The organism is Roseovarius sp. MMSF_3298 (assembly GCF_030733705.1).
Taxonomy (GTDB): domain Bacteria; phylum Pseudomonadota; class Alphaproteobacteria; order Rhodobacterales; family Rhodobacteraceae; genus Roseovarius; species Roseovarius confluentis.
Genome location: NZ_JASHIN010000045.1, coordinates 1 through 21,850 on the forward strand (window position 1 = coordinate 1; position 21,850 = coordinate 21,850).

Consider the following 21,850-nt stretch of genomic DNA (forward strand, 5'->3'; position numbering starts at 1 on the left):
GGGGCGGGGACGGGGGTCGACCTGCCGGAGCGGGGCGAGGTTCTGGAAATTGGCAAGGGCCGCGTCCTGCAAGACGGCGACGACGTGGCGATCCTGTCTTACGGCGCGCATCTGGCGGAATGCCGGGCGGCGGCGCAGGCGTTGGAGGCCGAGGGCCTGTCGGTGACGCTGGCCGACGCGCGCTTTGCCAAGCCGCTGGACATGGATCTGATCCGGCAGTTGGCGCGGCATCACCGGGCATTGATCACGGTGGAAGAGGGCGCGATGGCCGGATTCGGCGCGATGGTGCTGCAGGCGCTGGCTGCCGAAGGCGCGTTCGACCGGGGACTGGCGGTGCGCACGATGCATTTGCCGGACCGCTATATCGACCAGGCAAGCCCGGAGGACATGTATGCCGATGCGGGCCTGACGGCGGCCGATATCGCCGTGACCGCGCGCGCGGCCGTGGGCCGGGCGGCGGAGATTGTCACGCTGAACGCCGTAGGCTGACGCGCTTTCGGGTGTCTTTGGGTCGAGGGTCCGGCGATGATCGCCGGAACAAACCGGCTGTCATTCCGTTGATTCAGTGAATTGCGAAGCGGCCACGCCGGTCGTGGCGTTTTGCCTTGAAGCGAGTAACCCGAAAGGCATTCACCATGACATCGACGGACATGATCGACGGTCCCGACACGGCCCGTTCCAAAAGCGAGGGGGGTGAAAAGACCGCGTCGCTGTACCGGATGGTGATGCCGGGGCATTTGTGTCCCTTCGGGCTGAAGTCACTGTCCATGCTGAAACGGCGCGGATACCAGATTGACGACAATCCCCTGACTACGCGCGAGGAAACCGAAGCGTTCATGGAGGCGCACGGGGTGGAGACGACGCCGCAAACCTTTATCGACGGCAAGCGGATCGGTGGGTACAGCGAACTGAAAGCGCATTTCGGCTATCGCGTGATGGGCGAAGACGACACGACCTACATGCCCGTCATCGCGATCTTCGCCAGTACTGCGCTGATGGCGCTGGCGATCGTATTGAACCTCTATGACGGCTTTCCGCTGCTGACATGGTTGAAATGGTTCTTTGCGAGTTCGATGGTGGTTCTGGCCGTCCAGAAGCTTCAGGATGTCGAAGGCTTCGTGAATGGCTTTCTGGGCTATGACCTGCTGGCGCAGCGATACGTGCCATACGGCTATGCCTATCCCTTTGCCGAGCTTTACGCGGGCGTAGGCATGATGGCACTGATCGGTACGGGCAGCGCGCTGATCTGGCTGGTCGCGCCTGTGGCGATCTTGATCGGGGCCGTCGGCGGGTGGAGCGTGTTCAAGGCCGTCTATATCGACAAGCGCGAGTTGACCTGTGCCTGCGTCGGTGGCGGATCGAACGTGCCCTTGGGGGTCATTTCGCTGACCGAAAACGTGGTTATGCTGGGCATGGGGATATGGATGCTGGCCGGTCAGATGGCCGGATAGCGGGGTCAGGCCTGCGCGATCCACTGGCCCGGCTGCGACTGCACGATGCCGTGGTCGTCGACCGAAATTCTTGTGGTCGTACCTGTCTCGACAGTTTCGACTTCGTAGGTGTCTTCTGAAATGCGCCGGAAAACGAGATGAAGCGGGGTAAGCTTTTCGGTTGCCATGTCCAGCCGTGCCGCGATGATTTCGGACTGCGCCCCAGTGTCGAGGGCAAGACGGCGGATTGGCAGGGTAAAGCTCGCCGGCGTGAAGTCGAGGAGGATATCGGTGGCACCCTGGATGCCGGGCATCGGGGCGTCGTTCAACGTCCAGCTGCCGTCCTTCTTGTGGCGCAGATTCAGGCGGGATTTCTTGCCGATGCGGACGCGCCGGGTGGTGCCATCGGCACGGGCGCGTATGCGGTATCGAAGAACGGTACCGTCCGCGTCGGTCGAGGATCCGTCGATCAGATATCCGCCCTCGGCATCAGCGAACCGGCAGGCGTCATTGCCCTTGCCGTCTTCGCGCAGCCAGAGAATTGCATGTGCCCCTGCGATCACGACGCTCTCTCCTGTTTTGAGTGTATCCTAGCATGATGCGTGCAACGCGGCACGAAAAAGGCCGCCCTCCAAGGCGGCCTTTTCGAATGCGGGATGGTGGATCAGCTTTCGGGACCGACCGAGGCGAGATAGGCCCAGATATCCGCGGCGTCCTCTTCCTTGCGCAGCTTGAAGGTCATTTTCCCGCGACCGTCTTCGCCGGTGTATTCTTTCAACCACGGCGTCGGGTCCTGCACGTAGCCGGTAAAGCTTTCCTGGTCCCATTCGAGACCTGCTTCGCCGGCGGCGACCACGAGGTCGGAATAATTGAAATCCTCGACCGAGCCTGCGGTGCGACCGGCGAGGCCATAAAGGTTGGGGCCGACCTGGCCGCCCTTGACAATGGTTTCGCCTGCGTCGTCGATGACCATGTGGCAGGCCTTGCACTGGCGAAAGGCTTTTTCGCCGGCTTCGGCGTCACCGTCCTGGGCCAAGGCGGGGGCGGCAAGACTGGCAAGGGCGATGGCTGTAAAGTGGATCTTCATTGAGTCCTCCATACGTTTGGCTGTCTGTATGACATAGCTGATATCAGGCCAAATCAACCGACATATTCTCAACCTTGCGGCGGGTTTGAAGGTTCCGCATGGTTGACGGATTGCCGCAGCGAAACTCAGGCAACGGCGTGGGCTATCGCGCACTGCTTCCACAGGACGCCGAGCGCTTCGACAAGGTGGTCGATATCGTCGTAGCTGTGCAGCGGGCCGGGGGTGAAACGCAGCCGTTCGGTGCCCTTGGGCACGGTGGGATAGTTGATCGGCTGGACGTAGATGCCCCAGTCCTGCATCAGGATGTCGGCCAGCATCCGGCACTTGACCGGGTCCTTGATCATCACCGGGATGATGTGGCTGGGGTTGTCCATATGCGGGATGCCGCGCCTGTCGAGCTGGGCGCGCAGATAGGCGACGCGGTCGCGCTGGGCGTCTCGTTCGGCGCGGCTGTCCTTGAGATAGGCCACCGAGGCCTGTGCGGCCGCCGCGACGGCCGGGGGCAGGGCGGTGGTGAAGATGAAGCCCGAGGAAAAGCTGCGGACGAAGTCGCACATCGCGGCGGAGCCGGTGATGTAGCCGCCCATGCAGCCATAGGCCTTGCCCAGCGTGCCCTCGATCAGGGTGATGCGGTCGGCCAGACCTTCGCGCTCGCTGACACCGCCGCCGCGCGGGCCGTAGAGGCCCACGGCATGAACTTCGTCGAGATAGGTCATGGCGCCGTGCTTCTCGGCGACCTCGACGATCTCTTTCATCGGACAGATGTCGCCATCCATGGAATAGACAGATTCGAATGCCACGATCTTGGGCGCGTTGGCTGGCAGCGTGGCCAGTTGCCGGTCGAGGTCTTCGGGGTCGTTGTGCTTCCAGATGCGTTTCTGTGCGCGGGAGTGGCGGATGCCCTCGATCATCGAGGCGTGGTTGAGCTCGTCCGAGAGGATCACCGCGTCGGGCAGGCGCGCGCCAAGCGTGCCGAGCGCGGCCCAGTTGGACACGTAGCCGGAGGTGAAGAGCAGGGCACTTTCCTTGCCGTGCAGATTGGCCAATTCGTGTTCGAGTGCCACGTGATACTTGTTGGTGCCCGAAATGTTGCGGGTGCCGCCGGCGCCGGTACCGCACTGGTCGATGGCGTCCTTCATCACTTGGCGAATTTCGTCGTTCTGGCCCATTCCCAGATAGTCGTTGGAGCACCAGACCGTGACCTCGTCGGGGGTGTCGGCGTCATGGCTGCGCGCCCGGGGGAAATCACCGCAGCGGCGTTCGAGTTCGGCGAAGATGCGGTAGTTGCCCTCTTCCTTGAGTGCGCCGAGCTGCGCGTTGAACATGGCATCAAAATCCATGGGATCCCTCCGGTCTTGTATTTTTGTCTTGTGTCGGTTTGGGCGCGGGAAGCATCCAGCGCCAGAGCTTGGCATCGGGCAATGGCAGCACCATCAGCCAATGTTCGAGAAGCGCGAGGCCGGCGATCGCCGACAGAAGCGCGAAGCCCACCACGTCGAATGCGGATTGGGCCGCGTAGAGCCGTTCCAGCCAGCAGGCCACGGCGAAGGTCAGGGCCGACACGGAGATCGGGAAGACCCAGTTGAGCCGCTGGATGCGGAAATGGCTGGCGAGGTGGCCAAGCGCCTCGGGCAGGAATTCGGTGTTGATGCGCGGCACGCCGAAATAGAGGTTCAGCTTGGCCGAGATACGGGCGAAGTAGAGGATCGTGAAGGTCCAGAGGCCAAACGTGTTCACCGACCCGGCGGCGTGCAGCCACATCGCGACGAAGATCAGCGTCAGCAAAGTCTCGTGATAGGCCACGGTGCCCCAGGCGCGGATGAAGCGTTCCCATTCCGGCAGGCCGTCGGGACAGGCGCGCAGGTTGGGGCCGGTGATCACGCCCGTCAGGAACGTGAGTTCCACCCAGCCCCAGATCGCCAGCGCCGCGAGGAACGCGCCATAGGCGGCAAGCGTCGTGTCCATCGACAGGGTCGCCTGGAATCCCCAGAGGCCAAGAGCCAGCAAGGGCAGCGACGACAGCAGGCAGATCATGCGGGCGTTTCCGCCGGCCCGGTCGGCATGGCGCACCACCATCAGGATCGCCCCGGTGGAGAACCACCAGATAAAGAGGGCCGCAAGGGCCGCGATCCAGGGGGAGGTCAGCATCGGGTCGCCCGGTCCCGGGCCTGACCCGGGACCTCTGCCCGCACGAGGCCCCGGATCAAGTCCGGGGCGGGTCGTGCGATATGGCGAGGGCCGGTCATCAGTAAGCCGGCTCCAGCCGCACGTTTTCCGGCACCTTGTGCGACTTGGACGGGATCAGTATCAGCCGCACGAAGGCCGTGCCTGCACGGGCCTGCGCCGACAGACGCTTCACGAAGCCCATCGGGCCGCCCTGTTTGCGCGCGGTGTCGAGATCCACATTGGCCTTTTGCAGCTTTTCCAGCAGCGGCTGCCATTTCGGGCTGTCGATATCCAGCGTGATCGGGAAGATCTGCTTGGACAGTTCCGACGTCTTGGTGAAGACCTCGTGCGCGTACCAGTCCGGATCGACGCCGAGCGCGTCGTGAAACGCCGGGCGCTGGTGGTCGCGGACATACATCGTGGCGTAGACCGCCGTCAGGAAGAATTTGATCCAGTAGACGTTGCGACCCGAGGTCAGTTTGGGGTCCGTCTTCATCAGCAGGGCGAAGGCCTCGCCGTGGCTGAACTCGTCATTGCACCATTCGCGAAACCACTTGAAGATCGGGTGGAAGCGATGCTCGGGGTTGGCCTCGAGGTGGCGGTAGATGGTGATGTACCGCGCGTAGCCGATCTTTTCCGAAAGATAGGTGGCATAGTAGATGAACTTGGGGCGGAAGTAGGTGTATTTCTTCTTTTGCGTCAGGAAGCCCAGGTTTACGCGTAACCCCGCTTCGCGCAGGGCGTCGTTGATAAATCCGGCATGCCGGGCCTCGTCACGGGCCATGAGCTGGAAAAGCTGGGTGATGTCCTTGTTGTTGCCGCGGCGCTTCATCTCCTTGTAGAGGACGCAGCCTGAGAACTCGGCGGTGCAAGATGAGATCAGGAAGTCGATGAATTCCTTTTTCAGGGCGGGGTCCATCCCCTCCCAATCGACATGGTCCCAATCCTCGTTCTTCTTGAAGTGGCCCTTGTTGGGGTCGGCCTGCATCTGGTCGATCAGCTTGTCCCAATCGGCGCGCACCGGGCTGACGTCGATGGCGTCAAGCTCGTCGAAATCGGTGGTGTAGAACCGCGGCGTGAGCAATGTGTTGGACATCGCCGTCTCGGTCGCCATTTCATCGTTGTACTGGCGATCCTGCGCTTCGGCGATCTCGAGCCCCTCTTCAACGGTGGTGGCGTCGGCGGTGTGCTTTCCGGTGTGGGCGTTCATAGCGTAACCTCCTCTGAGAAGGAAAACTCGCACAGCTCCATCACCTCGAAATCACCCGTGAGGCGGGTCCAGAGCTGTTCCAGTTTGCTGGCGCGCACGATGGTGGCATCGCGGTCCTCGCTGACCACCTCGCCGAAGGGCGCCATGATCTCGGGGCCGTGGACCTTGACCTCGTCGCCGGGGTGGATCACCGCCCCGTTGTTGAACCGCACATGCGCGTGCAGGGATTCAAAGCAGTGTGATACTTCGACCGTGCAGGGCGCTCTTTCTATGTCTTTGGTCAGCCATCCCATTCTGGCGTCTCCTTTTGCTATTGTGCCAGGAGCCTTGCAAAGGCCTTGGCGTTGTCGATGCCGAACCCCATGAGGTCGGCACTCCAGCCCGTGGACGGGTCGTGGATCGCGATGCGTCCGTTGTCGTAGCGGACGAGTGTCAGCGGGCCCTCTAGGGACACGCGGTGTTTGGTGCGCTCGCGCTGGATCACCCTCCAGACTCCCGAGATGAACCCGCCCTCTTTCGGATTCAGGTCGGCGATGAGCGTGCCGTCGAGTTCGGTCACGGTGGCGCTGCCGGACATGTCGCCCGACAGGTTGAAGGTGCGTTCATGCGTGATGGTACCGGTGGGCGGCGTATAGGTGACCGGCTGGCCCGACAGGCGCGACCAGCTGACCAGCGCCAGAACGATCAGCACGAAGGTGCAGACCGCGAAGACCAGCGCGCGCGGGACGAGTTCCTTGTCATGTCCGTCGCGGTCGTTTGCGTGGATGTGGTCGATCTGGGCCATGTCGTGTCAGGTCCTTGTCATTCCGCCGGCACGGCGCCTGGGGCGATGTCGTCCGCGCCGGTGTCGGTTTCGGCCGGTATACGGGCCAGTTTTGGTGCATTGACCTGCGCCTCGGCCGTCTCGGCAATGAGGCGCGCGACGCGGGCGGCGTCGTCGATGGCGCGCAGCGCGGGCTGCGGCTTGCGCACGTGCCAGGGCCGCACATGAGGCCAGCAGGTCAGGTAGCTGAGCGGCGGCGGGTCCATCAGGTCGAGCGCGATGGTGCCGTTGCCCGAGCGGCGCAGCGCCAGATCGGCGCTGGCGATGCGGCTGAAGGGCAGGTTGAGCGTGACGGTCAGCGCCGCGCCGACGCGCATCGCCACGCGTCGGTTGGTGATGGTGTAGACGGTGGCGCGGGCCTGCACATAGCCGATCAGAAGCAGGAGTGCCGCAGCCACCGCGCCGATGACCAGGAAAGGGAAGGACACCCGGAACGCATGTGCCATGCCAACCTGATCGAATAGGGTGACGAAGCGCCAGGCGAAGAGGACGACGAAATAGCCCACCACCCAGTAGAGGTTGAGCGACTGCACCGTGAGCGCCCACCAGTTGGGCCGGCCCTGCCACAGAATCTGCTCGCCCTCGGGCGGGCGTTCGGGCAGGCCCGGCACCGGTTCCACGTGAAAGTCGTCATGGGGCATCGTCTTCTCCTCCGTCGGTCCGGCTGTCTCAGCCCAGCTTGGGGTTGAGGCGGGCGTCGTCGGCATAGATCGTGCCGCCGCCGTAATAGGCCGAGATCTTGTCTTCCTCGAGCTTGGTCACCTGGTTGGGCGAGGCGTGTTGCGGCACGCCGGCAAAGTGCTTGCCGTAGAGCTTCAGCACCTTGACGTGGTTGCTCTTGATCCGCGTCAGGGTCATCGGCACCAGTCGCTTGCCGCCGCCGTGATCGCCGTCGAGTTCGATTTCGAGGTAGCGGACCAGTTGCTCAGGCTCATCGACCCAGAGATCGGTGATCATGCCCACGACCTCGCCGTCGCCGGCCATGACAGGCAGGCCGCGCGGGTCACGGCCCGCGGCCACGTGGAAGTGTTCGTTGGCCGACATCGGCACGATCTTGGGGTGGCCGTGACCGTCAAGTTCCGGCACGTCCTCGCGGTTGGCCCAGGAGGCCGGGCCGACGCCATCGGCAAGCGGGTCGCCCGTGGGTTCGAACGGAAAGCCGTTGCCCGCAGCGGTTTTTTGCAGGGCCACGTTTTGCCGGTCGGGGCGCTGGCCCGACGGAACGGTCAGTTCGCCCCGGCCATGAGGCAGGATGAAGGTCTTGTCGCCCGGGATCGGGAAGGGACCCTGGTTGGCGGACAGGTTGCCGTCATCATCTTCCAGGGGGTAGCCCTCGCGCATGTTCTCGCGCTGGATGTAGATGATCAGCCCGGCGAAGAAGATCCAGAACAGCCAGATCGAAAGACTGGCGAGATCGAAGTTGGCGAAGAAAGCGTTACTCATGGCATATCCTTTCCATGGATCGGCACATCATGTCGGGAAGTCGGCCAGGCCGATGCGGGCCGCCTCCGATGGGGTGGAATGGGTGGCGGCGCGCGGGTTGCGCACCAGTGGCCCGATCACGGCGAGCGTGACGAAGAGAAGGGCGATTTCGGTGTGGTAGACAAAGGTATAACCGGTGGCGGGCGTGTTCAGCACCTCGCCCCATGCGCCGGAGGTGGCGGCAGCATTGACCGCGTCGCGGATGCCCCCGCCAAAGGCGATGGCGAGCCCTGCCGCGGTGGCCTGCGCGGCACCCCAGGCACCGAGCGCGAGGCCGTTGCCAGCCTTGCCTCGGGTGGTCATGGTCATTGCCGCTGTGAGAGTCGAGACGGCGAAGACGCCGCCGCCCAGCCCGATCAGGCAGGCCCCGGCAAAGAAGAGGGCGGTCGAGTTCATCGGCGCGGCGAAGACCACGATGGCAAAGGCCGCGACACCGATCAGCACGCCGAGGGCCGCCAGCCGGTGCGCATTGCGCCCCTGCGCCAGGGAGCGACCGGTCCAGACGAAGCCGGCCAGTGCGCCCGTTGCCCAGAGCGCGGTCAGAAGTGTGGTGGACGACACCGAGAGGCCCAGGATTTCGCCGCCATAGGGCTCGAGCAGGACGTCCTGCATGTTGAAGGCCATGGTGCCGATGAAGACCACCGCCAGAAGACGCCCGGCCTGACCGCCGGACATCAGGTCGGCCCAGGCCTCGGCGAACCGGGGGCGGGGGGCGGCGCGTTCCGCGTGTGTCATCGGCGCCATCTTTTCCTGTTTCCACAGCGCGATGAGGTTGAGCACGATGCCCGCGAGCGCCGCGCCCTGCACGACGCGGATCAAGGCCAATTCGCTGAAGTCTCGCAGAAGCCAGCCGATGACGATGGCGGAGACGCCCATGCCCAGCAGGAACATCACGTAAAGCAGCGCCACGACGCGCGGGCGTGTCGCCTCATCCGCGCGGTCGGTGGCGAGGGCCAGACCGGCGGTTTGGGTCATGTGCAGGCCGAGGCCGGTCATCAGGAAGGCCAGGCCGGCCAGAACCTCGCCCGCGAAGGGCACGTCGTGGACGGTATTGCCCGACAGGACTAGCAGGGAAAAGGGCATCACCGCGAGGCCGCCCATTTGCCAGAGCGAGCCGAACCAAAGGTAGGGCACGCGCTTCCAGCCGATGGCGCTGCGGTAAGTGTCGGAGCGGAAGCCGAGCAGAGTGCGGAAGGGCGCGATCAGGACGGGCAGGGCGATCATGACGGCGACGATGGTGGCCGGGACCGAAAGCTCGACGATCATGACGCGGTTGAGTGTTCCCAGCAGCATGACCGTGGCCATTCCGACTGACACCTGGAACAGTGAGAGCCGCAGCAGTTCGCCCATCGGCAACCCCTCGCTGGCCGCGTCCGCGAAGGGCAGGGCGCGCAGGCTGAGGTGCTTGAGGGGCGAAGGACGGCTCATGCAGTCACCTCCATCGCGTGGGAAATGTAGAAGCCCGAGGTCACACGTTGAAGCGGCACAAGGGTGCCGGTGCCTTCGGCCCGCGCATAGGCGCGCGACAGGCGCGCGGGGCTGTGCGGGATCATGGTGGGCGAGCGGTCGGAGCGGGGAAAGAGCTTGCCCGCGTACCACATACCCATCAAGAGCGGCGTGCGCGGGGCGACGGTGAATACGATCCTGCCCGATGTGCGCGCCATGAGCGTAGCCAGCGACCGGGCGATATCGGCGTCGCGGTAGTAGATCAGGCTGTCCATCGCCAGAACGTGGTCGAAGCGGCCCAGCCCCGCATCCAGCATGTCGCCGGCGTGAAAGGCCACGCGGTGGGCCAGCGTTTCGGGCAGACGTCGTTGGGCGATGCCCACGAGCGAGGGCGAAATGTCGACGGCCACCACGTCGGCCCCGCGCGCGGCGAGTTCGGTGGTCATGGCGCCGGTGCCGCAGCCCGCGTCGAGGATACGCGCGCCGCGCAGGTCATTGGGCAGGCGCGACAGCATCTGTTCGCGCATTGCGCCCCGCCCGCGCCGCACGGTTTCCCGGATCTTCGAGACCGGCGCATCGCTGGTCAGCGCCTCCCACGTGCGGGTGGCGGTCTTGTCGAAATAGGTTTCGACCCGGGTCAATGTGCGGTCGTAAGTCATGCCGAGTCCCGTGCGCGTGTCGCGCCCCGGACTTGATCCGGGGCCTCGACGTTGGCCAAGAGGTCCCGGGTCAAGCCCGGGACGGCAATGCGATATGCGGCGGCGTAGTTCATCAATCGAACCCCAGGAGCTCGAAGATATCGCGGTCTTCCATCGGGGCGGGGGCCAGCGGTTCGGTGCCGCGCCAGAGGGTTTCGGCCAGCTGGACGTATTCCTTGCGGGCCATGACAATGTCTTCCTCGTCGGGCATCTCGAAGAGGGTCTTCTTTTTCAGGCGCGAACGACGGATGGCGTCGTAATCGGGCATGTGCGCGATGCGGTTGAAGCCGACTTTCTCGCAGTAGCGGTCAACCTCGTTGGTCTCTCGCGAGCGGTTGGCGACGCACCCGGCAAGCCGGACCTTGTAGTTGGCCGACTTGGCCTGAACCGCGGCGATGATGCGGTTCATGGCGTAGATGCTGTCGAAGTCATTCGCGGTGACGATCACCGCGCGGTCGGCATGTTGCAGCGGTGCCGCGAAACCGCCGCAGACCACGTCGCCCAGCACGTCGAAGATCACCACATCTGTGTCTTCCAGCATATGGTGCTGTTTCAGCAGCTTGACCGTCTGGCCCACGACATAGCCGCCGCAGCCGGTGCCGGCGGGCGGCCCCCCTGCTTCGACGCATTTGACGCCGCCCCAGCCATCGGCCACGAAATCCTCGGGGCGCAGTTCCTCGGGGTGGAAATCGACCTCTTTCAGGATGTCGATCACCGTTGGCTGTAAGCGACCGGTCAGGGTGAAGGTACTGTCATGCTTGGGATCGCAGCCGATCTGCAGCACGCGCTTGCCCATCTTGGCAAAGGCCGCCGAGAGGTTCGAGGACGTGGTGGACTTGCCGATCCCGCCCTTGCCATAGACCGAGAAGACCTTGGCCCCTTCGATCTTCATCGATGGGTCCTGGTGAACCTGAACCGATCCTTCGCCGTCTTGGCCCCTGAGGGCCGGAATGTCGTCGCGAGGGCTCATGTGTCGCCTGTCCTTTCGGGGTTACGTGTCATTCTGCTGCGACTCCTTCGAGGTGATCTTCGAGGGAGTCGGCGGCGTTGCGCAGGGCCGAGAGAGTGTCCGTATCGGGCTGCCAATAGGAGCGGGCATGCGCCTCCAGCAGGCGGTTGGCCATGCGCGAGGAGGCGGTCGGGTTGAGTTCCGCCAGGCGCTGGCGCATGTCCGCGTCGAGGATGAAGGTCTCGGACAAGCGCTGGTAGACCCAGGGCTCGACCTGGCCGGTAGTGGCGGACCAGCCCATCGTGTTGGTGAAGGCGCTTTCGATCTGACGCACGCCTTCGGCACCGTGTTGCAGCAGTGCCTCGTGAAACTTGGGATTCAGCGCGCGGGAGCGGCTTTCAAGCGAGACCTGGTCGGCCAGCGTGCGCACCTTGCCCGCGCCGCGGGTGGTGTCGGAGATGTAGATCGCCGCCTCTTCGCCGCCGCGGGCGCGTTTGACCGCGCGCGAGATGCCGCCCAGCGTGTCGAAATAGTGGTCGACCGTGGTGACGCCGAGCTCGACGGATTCGAGGTTCTGGTAGGCCAGTTCCACGTCGCCAAGCGCGGTTTGCAGGAGCTTGTCATTGGCGGCGGCCTTGCCGTCGACGCCGTAGGCGAAGGATTTGCGCGACAGGTAGGCGTCGGCCAGTTCGTCCTCGTCATCGAAGGCCGAGCTGTCGACCATCATGTTGACGTTCGAGCCGTAAGCGCCCTCGGCATTGGAAAAGACGCGCAGGGCGGCGGTTTGCAGGTCGCAGCCGATCTTTTCGGCATAGGCCAGCGCGTGGGCGCGGATGAAGTTCTGTTCGACCGGCTCTTCTGCCTGCGCGGCCTTGAGCGCGGCCTCGGCCAGCAGCTTGGTCTGAAGCGGCAGCAGGTCGCGGAAGATGCCCGACAGGGTCATGATGACGTCGATGCGGGGACGGCCCAGTTCCGTAAGCGGTATGAGGTCCGCCCCGCAAAGGCGGCCGAAACTGTCGAAGCGCGGTTTGGCGCCCATGAGCGCCAGGGCCTGCGCCAGTTGTGAGCCGTCGGATTTGATGTTGTCGGAGCCCCAAAGGACGATCGCCACGGTGCGTGGCAGGGTCTTGTGAGTGTCCAGCAGAAGCTGCGCCTGTGCGGCCCCTTCGCGGCAGGCGAATTCCGACGGCATGCGGAACGGGTCGAACGCGTGAATGTTGCGGCCCGTGGGCAGGATGTCGGGTGAGCGGATGAGGTCGCCGCCATGCACCGGCGCGGTATAGCCGCCCGCCAGCGCGTGCAGGATCGCGGGGATCTCGGTGCTTTCCCGCAGATGTTTGTCGGCAGTGGCGCGGGTCTCCGCATCGGCGTCGGCCATGAGATCGAGATACTCGGCGCGGGCCGTGTCGGACATCGGCCGGCCCACGACATGCAGACCCTCGGGGATCAGGGCATCTTCGGTTTCCAGCAGTTTCAGCCAGAGCGTTTCGGAGTCGGTGTCGCCCAGGTCGACGGCCTCGGCCTGTTCGGCGATGAGGGTTTCCAGATCGGCGCGCTCAGACGCGCCGGGGCGCGTGGCGCGCCAGCGGGTCAGGCTGTCTTTCAGCTCGGCCAGACCCTTGTAGAGCCCGGCGGTGGCCAGTGGCGGGGTGAGGTGCGAAATGGTGACGGCGCCGGAGCGGCGCTTGGCGAGGCTGGCCTCGGACGGGTTGTTGGCCGCGTAAAGGTAGATGTTGGGCATCTCGCCGATCAGGCGGTCGGGCCAGTCGCGCGGGCCGACACCCGCCTGCTTGCCCGGCATGAATTCCAGCGCGCCATGCATGCCGAAATGCAGGATCGCGTCGGCCTGGTAGGTGTTGCGCAGCCATTGGTAGAACTGCACGAAGGCATGGGTGGGCGCGAAGCCGCGCTCGAAGAGCAGGCGCATCGGATCGCCTTCGTAGCCGAAAGCGGGTTGGATGCCGACAAAGACGTTGCCGAAATCCTGGCCCAGCACGAAGACGCCGCGCCCGTCGGATTGCACCTTACCGGGAGCGGGGCCCCAGACCTCTTCGATCTCGGAAAGGTGGGGCGCGTTTGCGACGATGGTGTCGGCGCTGACATGGGCGGCGACATTGGCCTCTTGCCCGTATTGGGCGGCGTTGCCTTGCAGGATGGCGGCGCGCAGGGCGTCGACGGTTTCGGGTACCTCGATGTCGTAGCCCTGGGCCTGCATTTCCCGCATGGTGTTGTGCAGGCTTTCGAAGACGGACAGATAGGCGGCAGTGCCCACGGCGCCTGCGTTGGGCGGGAAGCCGAAGAGGACGATGGCGACTTTCTTTTCGGTCGGCTTGCGGCGGCGCAGGCGGATCAGGCGCTCGGTTTTCTCGACCAGGCTGTCGATGCGCTCGGGGCAAGGGGCCATGGCCTTGTTGTCCGGAGCCGCCTTGCAGGCATGGGCGCAGCCGGTGCAGCCCTCGGGGCCGTGGCGGCCGGCGAAAACGGTGGGGCAGGTCGCGCCGTCGAGTTCCGGCAGGGCGATGAGCATCGTCGTTTCTATCGGGCCGAGGCCCTGGGGCGAGTCGGCCCATTGGCCCAGTGTCTGGAATTCCAGCGGATGGGCGGCGATGTAGGGCAGATCGAGGTCGTTGAGCACCGCGATGGCCGCGTCGTTGTCGTTATAGGCTGGGCCGCCGACGAGGCTGAAGCCGGTCAGCGAGACAAGCGCGTCGATCTTCGGGCCACGCTCGGTGCGGAAGAACGCATCGATGGCGGGCCGGCCGTCAAGACCGCCGGCGAAGGCGGGCAATACATTGAGGCCACGGGCATGAAGGGTGCGGATGACGCCGTCGTAATGCGCGGTGTCGCCGGACAGGACATAGGAGCGCATCATCAGGAGGCCGACAGTGGGCGCGCCGGGGATGTGGCCCGGCAGGTCGGCGGGGTCGGTGGTGATGCGGTCGGGCAGGTCGGGGTGGAAAAGCCCGGTATCGGGATATTCCACGGGCAGGGCCACGCGCGCGCCGCGCCAATCATCGTGGCGGCAGTAGCGCGAAATGAGGAAGCGGATCAGGCCTTCGACATTCTCGTCCGACGCGCCGAGCCAGTATTGCATCGTCAGAAACCAGGCGCGCAGGTCCTGCGCCTTGCCGGGGATGAGCTTGAGGATGCGGGGCAGGCGGCGGAGCATCTTCATCTTCTTGGCGCCGCTGTCGACATTCTGCTTGGTCTGGCCGCGCAACTTTTTCATCAGCTTGCGCGTGCCGGATTCCGGGGCCTGCATGTCGAGCGTGCCCATGCGCGTCAGGCGCACGATCTTGGCGTCGGCAATGATGCCCGCCAGCGCGTCGCAATTTTCGCGCCGCGCTTCGAGGTCAGGCAGGATCGCGTTGATGTGGTCTTCGAGGAAGAGAAGGTTGGCGATGAGGATGTCACCCGAGGCGATGTCGGCGCGGGCGGCGGCCAGAGCGGCGTCGCTTTCACCCCATTCGGCGGCGGCGTGGACCTTGAGTTCCAGACCCGGGAAATCCATGCCGAGGTTCAGTGCCGCGCGTTCGCAAGGTCCTGCGGCATGGCTGTCCAGCGTCAGGATCACGACCTTGTAAGGCCGGGTTATCATGGCGTCATCGCGCATAATGGGCCTTTGCCTCGTACAGAGTATCGAGGCTGATCTGCGTCATGCCGCGCTCGGCGGCGAAGGTTTCGGTGTTGCGGCGGGCCTTGCCGCGCACGAAGAATGGGATCTTCTTCAGCTCCTTTTCCGCGTCGTCGAGCCAGGTGATCGAACTGTTGTCGTTCGCAGGTTGCGGTTCTTCGGCCGGATGGTCGGGAGGTCCCGGGTCAAGCCCGGGACGGTCTTCCGCCTTGCGGTCGACCGCCTTGTGCCCATGGTGGCTGGCGCCCGCGTCGTCGTGGAATTCGAAGTCGTCGCGGAACATGTGCAGCAGGTGCTCTTCCAGCCCCATGACCAGCGGGTGGACCCAGGTGTCGAAGATGACGTTTGCGCCTTCGATGCCCATTTGCGGGCTGTAGCGTGCCGGGAAGTCCTGAACGTGGACGGGGGCGGAGATGACGGCGCAGGGGATGCCAAGGCGCTTGCCGATATGGCGCTCCATCTGGGTGCCGAGGATCATCTCGGGCGCCAGTTCCTCGATCCGCTGTTCGACGTCGAGGTAGTCGTCGGTGATCAGCGCCTCGACGCCGTAGGCCTTGGCCAGCGCGCGGATCGGGCGGGCCATCTCGCGGTTGTAGCACCCAAGGCCGACCACCTCGAACCCCATCTCGTCGCGGGCGACGCGCGCGGCGGCGGCGACATGCGTGCCGTCGCCGAAGAGGAACACGCGCTTGCCGGTGAGGTAGGTGGAATCGACCGAGGCCGAGTACCACGGCAGGCGCAGGCGGCTGACGTCGAGGTTTGGCTCTTGCCCCGTGATCTCGGCCACCTCGGCGATGAAATCGCGGGTGGCGCCGACACCGATGGGGATAGTCTTGGTGAAAGGCTGGTCCAGTTCACGCTCCATCCAGCGGCAGGCGGCCTCGCCGGTTTCGGGATACATCAGCACGTTGAAATGCGCGGCACCTAGCCGGGTGAGATCCTGGGGTGTTGCGTCAAAAGGCGCGCAGACGTTGACGGAGATCCCCATGTCCTCGAGCAGGGCGGTCACCTCGGTGATGTCGTCGCGGTGGCGAAAGCCGAGGGCCGTGGGGCCGATCAGGTTGGCGGTCACATGGCCCGTGCGCTCCATCGGGCGGGCGAGGTTGCGCACCAGCTGAAACAGGGTTTCATCGGCGCCGAAGTTTTCCTTGCGCTGGTAGCTGGGCAGTTCCAGCGCGATGACCGGACAGGGCAGGCCCATCTGCTCGGCCATGCCTCCGGGGTCGTCCTGAATCAGTTCGGCGGTGCAGGAAGCGCCGACGATCATCGCCTGAGGCTGAAACCGCTCATAGGCCGCCTGAGCCGCGGTTTTGAAAAGATTTGCCGTGTCCGCTCCCAGGTCGCGGGCCTGAAATGTCGTGTACGTGACGGGCGGGCGGTGGTTGCGCCGCTCGATCATTGTGAAGAGCAGGTCGGCATAGGTGTCGCCCTGCGGCGCGTGCAGGACGTAATGCAGGCCCTTCATCGCGGTGGCGACGCGCAGGGCGCCGACATGCGGTGGGCCTTCATATGTCCAGACCGACAGCTTCATTCCGCCGCCTCCAGTCGCAGCTTGGCGCGGCGATGCAGGGGGCGGGAGAAGAGACCCGCAAGGTCACCGGCCTGTTCGTAGAAATGCACCGGGGTGAAGACCAGTTCGATGGCCCACTTGGTGGCCATTCCCTCGGCCTCAAGCGGGTTGGCGAGGCCAAGGCCGCAGACCGTCAGGTCGGGCTGGGCGACGCGGCAGCGGTCGAGCTGCATCTCCACGTCCTGGCCTTCGGAGAGTGTCGGGCCCTCTTCCAACAAGTCGAGATCCGGGCCGACAACGCCCTTGTGGATGTAAGGTGCGCCCACTTCGATGGCGCTCATCCCGCATTCGCGGGTGAGAAACCGGGCCAGCGGGATCTCAAGCTGGCTGTCGGGGAAAAAGAAGACGGACTTGCCGTCCAGTTTCTCTGCCGCCTGCGAGATCGCTTTTTTGGCCCGTGCGCGGGGCGCGTGTGTTACAGTGTCGAACAGGGTGATGTCGACACCGAACTCCATTGCCACGGCGCGAAGCCACGCGGTGGTGCCTTCTTCGCCGAACGGGAAAGGCGCAGGAATGTGACGCGCCCCGCGCTTTCCAAGTGCGGCGAGGGTGCCGCCGAGGAAAGGCTGGGTGAGGATGAAAGAGGTGTTGGGACCAACCGCGAGAGTGCTGTCGGCGCGGCGCGCTGGCAGCACTTTCACGTTGTCGATGCCCATCTTGGACAGAAGGTCGAGCATCTGGTCCTCGACCACGTCGGGCAGGGCGCCGACCACGAGAAGTTGACGTTCGTCCGTTTCCGGCAGGACCGGGACCATCGAAGCGAGGCACGCGTCCTCGCCCTCGGTGAAGGTGGTCTCGATGCCGGAACCCGAGTAATTCAGCACCCGCACATGGGGGGCGTGTTGCAGCGACAGCTTTTCGGCGGCGCGGGCCAGATCCAGCTTGATCACCTCGGATGGGCAGGAGCCCACGAGAAAGAGCTGGCGGATATCCTTGCGGCGCTCCAGCAGGCGGGCGACCTCGCGCTCAAGCTCGGCTTGGGCATCGGCGAGGCCGGCAAGGTCCGTTTCCTCCAGAATCGCGGTGCCGAAACGCGGCTCGGCGAAGATCATCACGCCGGCGGCGGATTGCAGCAGATGGGCGCAGGTGCGCGAGCCCACGACCAGAAAGAACGCGTCCTGCATCTTGCGGTGCAGCCAGATGATTCCCGTCAGTCCGCAGAAGACTTCGTGCTGACCGCGCTGTTTCAGGACCGGGGCGTCACGGCATCCGGTGGCCGGAAGAGGCGTGGTTTCGTCGGTCATGCCGGCACCTCTGACGGGCTTGCCGACTGAAGCCGCGCCGCGCGCAGTTTGAGCAGGAACTGGGTGGCGTTGATTGCGTAGGCGGCATAGGCCGCGAGCGCCAGGGTCATCAAACCTTGAGGGGACAATGCGGCCGTGAAAAGCGCCCATAGATAGGCCGTGTGCAACGCGATGACCGCAAAGCTGAACACGTCCTCCCAGAAGAAAGCGCTAGCGAAAAGGTATTGACCGAAAACGATTTTCTCCCAGATCGCCCCGGTGACCATGATCAGGTAGAGGAAGCCGGTCTTGACCAGGATCGACCACGTGGCCAGCGTATAGCCTTCGCCCGTCCATAGGTAGCGCAGCACGAGGCCGAGCGAGACGAGAAAGACAAGGAATTGAGCGGGCGCGAGAACGCCCTGAACCAGTGTCCAGATACTGGCATCGCGACGGGCGCGCTGTTCGGGTGTGTAGAGCAGGCCCGGGCTCGTTTTTGGTGGCGCTTGAAGCGTCATTGACTCCCCCTCGCAGACCGTAAGGTCGTAGCACGATGCTAGGGGCGCGGGCTTCAAAGTGTCAACTAAAATTTACACCTTGATCCGTTGTGATCTGTCGACACGAGAGAACGGGGCGCGACTCGAACATATGTGATTTTCAAAGGTGTTTTCGCGTCACTCAGATCTTGGATTCAAGAAATAAAGTTCTGGAAAACAGGGGATTAAATGATCGCGTCATGCGTGTATGTCAGGAAAAATTGACATTGAGGCGCGGCGGGCGCAGACTAATTGAGACTACATACGTGCCTGACGCCTGCGGGCACAGTCATGTTGTCGAACGCGGGGGAGAAGCGCGTGGGAGAGTCCTCTGACAGAAAAGGCTCCGGCCTTTCCAAGACGCAGCAGCCGGCCATTCGGTTTCTCGTGGAATCGGCGCTGAGAACGGTCATTTCAAACACGACCAGGTCCGCGCCGCGGACGCGGGAGGAGTGGATCCAAAGGCTGTGCGAAGCGCTGATGTCGGACTCGGAAAGCAGCTACCGGGCGGCCATCGCCTCGCTGATGGCAACCGGTGTCAGCAGTGAAGAGATTTTCCAGTCATACATCCCGGCCGTCTCGGCCTATCTCGGTGAGCTTTGGGTCAGTGATCGGGCGAGTTTCGTCGATGTCACCGTTGGCGCCTCGCGTTTGCAGGGATTGTTTCGCGACAAAGGGGGCCAGGCTTCGGCGCAGTGGAGCGACCGAAGCATCCCGCTTGGTCAATCTGTGCTGATGGTCGTGCCGCAGTACGAACAGCATGCTCTTGGCGCTTTTGTCGCTGCCGACAATCTTCGCCAGCATGGGCTTTGGGTTCACATGGCGATTGGCCTGACACGGGAGGAATTGGCTGAACTTTCGGGCACTCGGCGCTTCGCGATGATCGGAATTTCGGTCGCGACGCGGAATTCGGTTGAAAAAACCATCGAACTTATAGATTACCTCCGCTCGAATGCAAACTATATGCCACCAATCGTGATCGGTGGGCGAGCCGTCGAGGCTGATCCGAAAGTCGTATCTAAGACCGGCGCAGATCACGCGGTTCGCACTGCTAGAGAAGCGATAGAAAAATGTGGCCTGTCGAGTGTAGCAGAGGCGTTGCCGTTCAGCGGAGCGATCTGATGGTACTTGGTTCGGGGATTGACGGAGTGGTCTGATGACCCGTGAGACTCGTAAGTCTGAGCGACTACGCGCCGGGGCATTGCCCGATCCTTCCGGGGTGCACAATATCGTGGAACAGGCCGGTGACGTGGCTGTCTACGTGGCCGACGATGGTGAGGTCGCCGGCATTTCCGTAAATCCCGACTGTCCATCGCTCGGGTGTCTGGACCATTGGGTTGGGCGGCCTTTCAAGAATTTCCTGACCGTCGAGAGCAAGGAGAAGCTCGATCTGCGACTGGCGGAGATGCAGGCCGAGCCCGACCGGACTCCGCGGGGGCTGGAGCTGAATCACATCGACAATGCCACTTGGGAATTTCCAATCCGCTATACCCTGCACAGGGTTTATGACGGTGGGTTGCTTCTGCTTGGGCGAGACATGCAGCCCATTGCGGAGGTCCAGCAGCGCCTTGTCGCGGAGCAGACGGCGCGCGAACGTGACCAGCAGCGGTTGCGCGGGGAGCAGACATTCTATCACGTCGTGCTGGAGGCGTCCGAGACGCCGCTGATCCTGGTCGAGCCGGAAAAGGGCCGCATTCGCGACCTGAACAGTGCGGCGGCGATGCTTATGGGGACCAATACCGACACTCTGAGCGGGTCTTCTCTGGCGCAGGCGTTCGACGGACGGCGCCGCGAAGAGTTGTTGGAAGCGATGCGCAGCGCGGCCGGGTCGCGCGAGGCGCGCGGAATTGACCTGGTGGCGCGACGCAACGAGCGCGAGCTGAAGCTCTACCCCGAATTTTTCCGCGCGGCGGGCGATCTTTTTCTGCTGTGCCGCGTGCGGCCCGCGGATGGTGACGCCGGCACGGCGGTCGAATCGGCGCAGGTGATGGCTGCGCTTTACGCTGCCACCAGCGATGCGATCGTGATCACCGATGGCAAGGGCGTGATCCGCGACGCCAATGAGGCGTTTCTGACCATGGCGGATGCTGCTCAGTTGCGCGATGTCCGTGACAGCGACCTTGCCGATTTCCTTGTGCGCGGCGCGGTCGACGTCAAATTGATGCTGGAGGCTGCCGCCAAGCAGGGCAAGCTGCGCAACTATGCCACGCAGATTGCCAGCGTTGTCGGCACGCGAGCCAGCGTCGGCGTGTCCGTGGCACGTTTGCGTGACCCGGCGGGCGATTTCGGCTTCGGTTTCATCCTGCGCAGCTCGACCTCGAACGACACGGGTGAGGCGGAAATATCCAGCGTGGTCAGCGATGAGGCCATGAAGAACGTCATGGACCTTGTCGGTACGGCCTCGTTGAAGGAGTTGGTCTCGGCGACGTCGGACGTCATCGAAAAGCTGTGCATCGAGACGGCGGTGCAATTGACGGGCAACAATCGCGTGGCGGCGGCCGAGATGCTGGGGCTGTCGCGGCAAAGCCTTTACGTAAAGCTGCGCAAGCACGGGCTGATCAACTCCAACGCGGACGAATAGGCATCGAAAATCTTTGAGGAAAGATTTTCGGAAATCCTTTGTGAAAGGATTTCCCGGAAGGTCGTCGCCGGCTCGGAAAAAGTCCTTTCCCGAATCCGAGTTGTAAACCATACTTGACACTATGAGTGTCTCATTGGGCATACGTGCGTTGCGCCGCTGGCCCGAACCGCGCGCCATTCTGACCCTGATCAAACCGATCACGTGGTTCCCGCCGGTCTGGGCCTATCTGTGCGGCGTCGTTTCCAGCGGCGTGCCGGTGATGTCGGCGCCTTGGCTGGTGTTGATCGGCATGGTTTTGGCCGGGCCGGTGGTTTGCGGCATGAGTCAGGCGGCCAACGACTGGTGCGACCGGCACGTGGACGCGATCAACGAACCGGACCGCCCGATCCCGTCGGGCCGCATCCCGGGGCGCTGGGGCCTGTGGATCGCCCTTTTCATGAGTATTGCCGCGCTGGCGCTGGGGTCGACGCTGGGCCCGTGGGGCTTTGGCGCGACGGTGTTTGGCGTGCTGGCGGCCTGGGCCTATTCGGCCGAACCTGTTCGGATGAAGAAATCGGGTTGGTGGGGGCCGGGTCTGGTCGCGCTGTGCTACGAGGGGCTACCGTGGTTCACCGGGGCTGCCGTATTGTCGGCCGGCGCGCCGGCATGGCAGATCGTGGCCCTGGCGCTGCTTTATGCCGTGGGCGCGCACGGGATCATGACGCTCAACGATTTCAAGGCTTTGGAGGGAGATCGGCAGACAGGGGTGAACTCCCTTCCCGTTACGCTCGGCCCGGAGCGCGCGGCGCACGTGGCCTGCTGGATCATGGCTGTGCCGCAACTTGTGGTAATCGCAGCATTGGCGTGGTGGGGGCAGGTGTATCACGCCGCTGCGATTGCTGCACTGCTGCTGGTTCAGCTTTGGGCGATGCGCGTGCTGCTGTCCGATCCGAAAGGCCGCGCGCCTTGGTATAACGCTACGGGCGTCACGCTTTATGTCAGCGGCATGATGGTCGCGGCCTTTGCGGGCAGGGGG

The 21,850-nt window shown here is 64.1% G+C and carries 21 protein-coding genes; 5 read left to right on the top strand and 16 right to left on the bottom strand.

Going from position 1 to position 21,850, the window contains the following annotated elements; all coding sequences use genetic code 11:
* Both RBB18_RS22100 and RBB18_RS22105 read left to right on the top strand, forming a co-directional pair.
* A partial coding sequence (locus RBB18_RS22100) for a transketolase C-terminal domain-containing protein (RefSeq protein WP_306121277.1) occupies window positions 1-489 on the top strand: 489 nt, incomplete at its 5' end.
* A 161-nt stretch (window positions 490-650) separates the two neighbouring features.
* Window positions 651-1,451 carry a glutaredoxin gene (locus RBB18_RS22105; protein ID WP_306112361.1) on the top strand — a complete coding sequence of 267 codons (801 nt, stop codon included), beginning with the start codon at window positions 651-653 and terminating at the stop codon, window positions 1,449-1,451.
* A gap of 5 nt (window positions 1,452-1,456) precedes the next feature.
* Here RBB18_RS22105 and RBB18_RS22110 read toward each other — a convergent pair whose 3' ends face one another.
* The 16 genes from RBB18_RS22110 to bchF form a co-directional block, all read right to left on the bottom strand.
* The gene (locus tag RBB18_RS22110; RefSeq protein ID WP_306112344.1) at window positions 1,457-1,993 is read right to left on the bottom strand and encodes a putative glycolipid-binding domain-containing protein; all 537 of its coding nucleotides are present in this window, start codon (window positions 1,991-1,993) and stop codon (window positions 1,457-1,459) included.
* A gap of 101 nt (window positions 1,994-2,094) precedes the next feature.
* Window positions 2,095-2,517 (bottom strand): cytochrome c family protein, encoded by a 423-nt coding sequence (locus RBB18_RS22115; RefSeq protein WP_274593563.1) that lies wholly within the window; start codon window positions 2,515-2,517, stop codon window positions 2,095-2,097.
* Between the two features lie 125 nt (window positions 2,518-2,642).
* Window positions 2,643-3,857, bottom strand: a complete 1,215-nt coding sequence (gene hemA / locus RBB18_RS22120; protein WP_306112345.1) for a 5-aminolevulinate synthase — start codon at window positions 3,855-3,857, stop codon at window positions 2,643-2,645.
* Window positions 3,847-4,665: a putative photosynthetic complex assembly protein PuhE gene (gene puhE / locus RBB18_RS22125; RefSeq protein WP_306112346.1), complete on the bottom strand. Its 819-nt coding sequence runs from the start codon at window positions 4,663-4,665 to the stop codon at window positions 3,847-3,849. The genes hemA and puhE overlap by 11 nt, the downstream gene beginning before the upstream one ends.
* A 97-nt stretch (window positions 4,666-4,762) precedes the next feature.
* Entirely contained in the window at window positions 4,763-5,893 is a 1,131-nt protein-coding gene (acsF, locus tag RBB18_RS22130) for a magnesium-protoporphyrin IX monomethyl ester (oxidative) cyclase (protein ID WP_306112347.1), read from the bottom strand.
* A complete protein-coding gene (locus tag RBB18_RS22135; protein WP_306112348.1) occupies window positions 5,890-6,186 on the bottom strand; it encodes a hypothetical protein in 297 nt (98 codons plus the stop codon). Before RBB18_RS22135 ends, acsF begins: the two co-directional genes overlap by 4 nt.
* Window positions 6,187-6,203: 17 nt before the next feature.
* A complete protein-coding gene (gene puhC, locus RBB18_RS22140) occupies window positions 6,204-6,677 on the bottom strand; it encodes a photosynthetic complex assembly protein PuhC (RefSeq protein WP_306112349.1) in 474 nt (157 codons plus the stop codon).
* Window positions 6,678-6,694: 17 nt separating this feature from the next.
* Window positions 6,695-7,357, bottom strand: a complete 663-nt coding sequence (gene puhB, locus RBB18_RS22145; protein ID WP_306112350.1) for a photosynthetic complex putative assembly protein PuhB — start codon at window positions 7,355-7,357, stop codon at window positions 6,695-6,697.
* 28 nt (window positions 7,358-7,385) lie between these two features.
* Entirely contained in the window at window positions 7,386-8,159 is a 774-nt protein-coding gene (puhA, locus tag RBB18_RS22150) for a photosynthetic reaction center subunit H (protein ID WP_274593566.1), read from the bottom strand.
* A 27-nt stretch (window positions 8,160-8,186) separates the two neighbouring features.
* Window positions 8,187-9,626, bottom strand: a complete 1,440-nt coding sequence (locus RBB18_RS22155; protein WP_274593567.1) for a PucC family protein — start codon at window positions 9,624-9,626, stop codon at window positions 8,187-8,189.
* Complete coding sequence (gene bchM, locus RBB18_RS22160) at window positions 9,623-10,303, bottom strand: magnesium protoporphyrin IX methyltransferase (RefSeq protein ID WP_306112351.1); 681 nt, start codon at window positions 10,301-10,303, stop codon at window positions 9,623-9,625. Before bchM ends, RBB18_RS22155 begins: the two co-directional genes overlap by 4 nt.
* Window positions 10,304-10,415: 112 nt before the next feature.
* A complete protein-coding gene (bchL, locus tag RBB18_RS22165; protein WP_152493171.1) occupies window positions 10,416-11,312 on the bottom strand; it encodes a ferredoxin:protochlorophyllide reductase (ATP-dependent) iron-sulfur ATP-binding protein in 897 nt (298 codons plus the stop codon).
* Between the two features lie 28 nt (window positions 11,313-11,340).
* Window positions 11,341-14,904, bottom strand: coding sequence for a magnesium chelatase subunit H (locus RBB18_RS22170; RefSeq protein ID WP_306112352.1), 3,564 nt, complete (start codon window positions 14,902-14,904; stop codon window positions 11,341-11,343).
* Entirely contained in the window at window positions 14,894-16,456 is a 1,563-nt protein-coding gene (gene bchB, locus RBB18_RS22175; protein WP_306112353.1) for a ferredoxin:protochlorophyllide reductase (ATP-dependent) subunit B, read from the bottom strand. Before bchB ends, RBB18_RS22170 begins: the two co-directional genes overlap by 11 nt.
* Window positions 16,453-17,739, bottom strand: a complete 1,287-nt coding sequence (locus RBB18_RS22180; protein ID WP_306112354.1) for a ferredoxin:protochlorophyllide reductase (ATP-dependent) subunit N — start codon at window positions 17,737-17,739, stop codon at window positions 16,453-16,455. Before RBB18_RS22180 ends, bchB begins: the two co-directional genes overlap by 4 nt.
* Window positions 17,736-18,236, bottom strand: a complete 501-nt coding sequence (gene bchF / locus RBB18_RS22185; RefSeq protein WP_306112355.1) for a 2-vinyl bacteriochlorophyllide hydratase — start codon at window positions 18,234-18,236, stop codon at window positions 17,736-17,738. Before bchF ends, RBB18_RS22180 begins: the two co-directional genes overlap by 4 nt.
* A gap of 336 nt (window positions 18,237-18,572) precedes the next feature.
* Here bchF and RBB18_RS22190 point away from each other — a divergent pair, with 336 nt between their 5' ends.
* The 3 genes from RBB18_RS22190 to chlG all read left to right on the top strand — a co-directional run.
* Complete coding sequence (locus RBB18_RS22190) at window positions 18,573-19,376, top strand: B12-binding domain-containing protein (RefSeq protein WP_274593572.1); 804 nt, start codon at window positions 18,573-18,575, stop codon at window positions 19,374-19,376.
* A gap of 34 nt (window positions 19,377-19,410) precedes the next feature.
* Window positions 19,411-20,835 carry a transcriptional regulator PpsR gene (ppsR, locus tag RBB18_RS22195; protein WP_103764304.1) on the top strand — a complete coding sequence of 475 codons (1,425 nt, stop codon included), beginning with the start codon at window positions 19,411-19,413 and terminating at the stop codon, window positions 20,833-20,835.
* Between the two features lie 121 nt (window positions 20,836-20,956).
* On the top strand, window positions 20,957-21,850 hold an 894-nt coding region (gene chlG, locus RBB18_RS22200; RefSeq protein ID WP_306121278.1), incomplete at its 3' end, for a chlorophyll synthase ChlG.

What these genes read in the sequence shown, in the direction of transcription:
- bchB (WP_306112353.1), bottom strand. Translation starts at nt 16,456, where the DNA reads ATGAAGCTGTCGGTCTGGACATATGAAGGCCCACCGCATGTCGGCGCC.
- bchM (WP_306112351.1), bottom strand. Translation starts at nt 10,303, where the DNA reads ATGACTTACGACCGCACATTGACCCGGGTCGAAACCTATTTCGACAAG.
- RBB18_RS22115 (WP_274593563.1), bottom strand. Translation starts at nt 2,517, where the DNA reads ATGAAGATCCACTTTACAGCCATCGCCCTTGCCAGTCTTGCCGCCCCC.
- RBB18_RS22155 (WP_274593567.1), bottom strand. Translation starts at nt 9,626, where the DNA reads ATGAGCCGTCCTTCGCCCCTCAAGCACCTCAGCCTGCGCGCCCTGCCC.
- puhC (WP_306112349.1), bottom strand. Translation starts at nt 6,677, where the DNA reads ATGGCCCAGATCGACCACATCCACGCAAACGACCGCGACGGACATGAC.
- hemA (WP_306112345.1), bottom strand. Translation starts at nt 3,857, where the DNA reads ATGGATTTTGATGCCATGTTCAACGCGCAGCTCGGCGCACTCAAGGAA.
- acsF (WP_306112347.1), bottom strand. Translation starts at nt 5,893, where the DNA reads ATGAACGCCCACACCGGAAAGCACACCGCCGACGCCACCACCGTTGAA.
- RBB18_RS22105 (WP_306112361.1), top strand. Translation starts at nt 651, where the DNA reads ATGATCGACGGTCCCGACACGGCCCGTTCCAAAAGCGAGGGGGGTGAA.
- puhE (WP_306112346.1), bottom strand. Translation starts at nt 4,665, where the DNA reads ATGCTGACCTCCCCCTGGATCGCGGCCCTTGCGGCCCTCTTTATCTGG.
- RBB18_RS22180 (WP_306112354.1), bottom strand. Translation starts at nt 17,739, where the DNA reads ATGACCGACGAAACCACGCCTCTTCCGGCCACCGGATGCCGTGACGCC.
- bchL (WP_152493171.1), bottom strand. Translation starts at nt 11,312, where the DNA reads ATGAGCCCTCGCGACGACATTCCGGCCCTCAGGGGCCAAGACGGCGAA.
- bchF (WP_306112355.1), bottom strand. Translation starts at nt 18,236, where the DNA reads ATGACGCTTCAAGCGCCACCAAAAACGAGCCCGGGCCTGCTCTACACA.
- RBB18_RS22170 (WP_306112352.1), bottom strand. Translation starts at nt 14,904, where the DNA reads ATGCGCGATGACGCCATGATAACCCGGCCTTACAAGGTCGTGATCCTG.
- ppsR (WP_103764304.1), top strand. Translation starts at nt 19,411, where the DNA reads ATGACCCGTGAGACTCGTAAGTCTGAGCGACTACGCGCCGGGGCATTG.
- puhB (WP_306112350.1), bottom strand. Translation starts at nt 7,357, where the DNA reads ATGCCCCATGACGACTTTCACGTGGAACCGGTGCCGGGCCTGCCCGAA.
- RBB18_RS22135 (WP_306112348.1), bottom strand. Translation starts at nt 6,186, where the DNA reads ATGGGATGGCTGACCAAAGACATAGAAAGAGCGCCCTGCACGGTCGAA.
- puhA (WP_274593566.1), bottom strand. Translation starts at nt 8,159, where the DNA reads ATGAGTAACGCTTTCTTCGCCAACTTCGATCTCGCCAGTCTTTCGATC.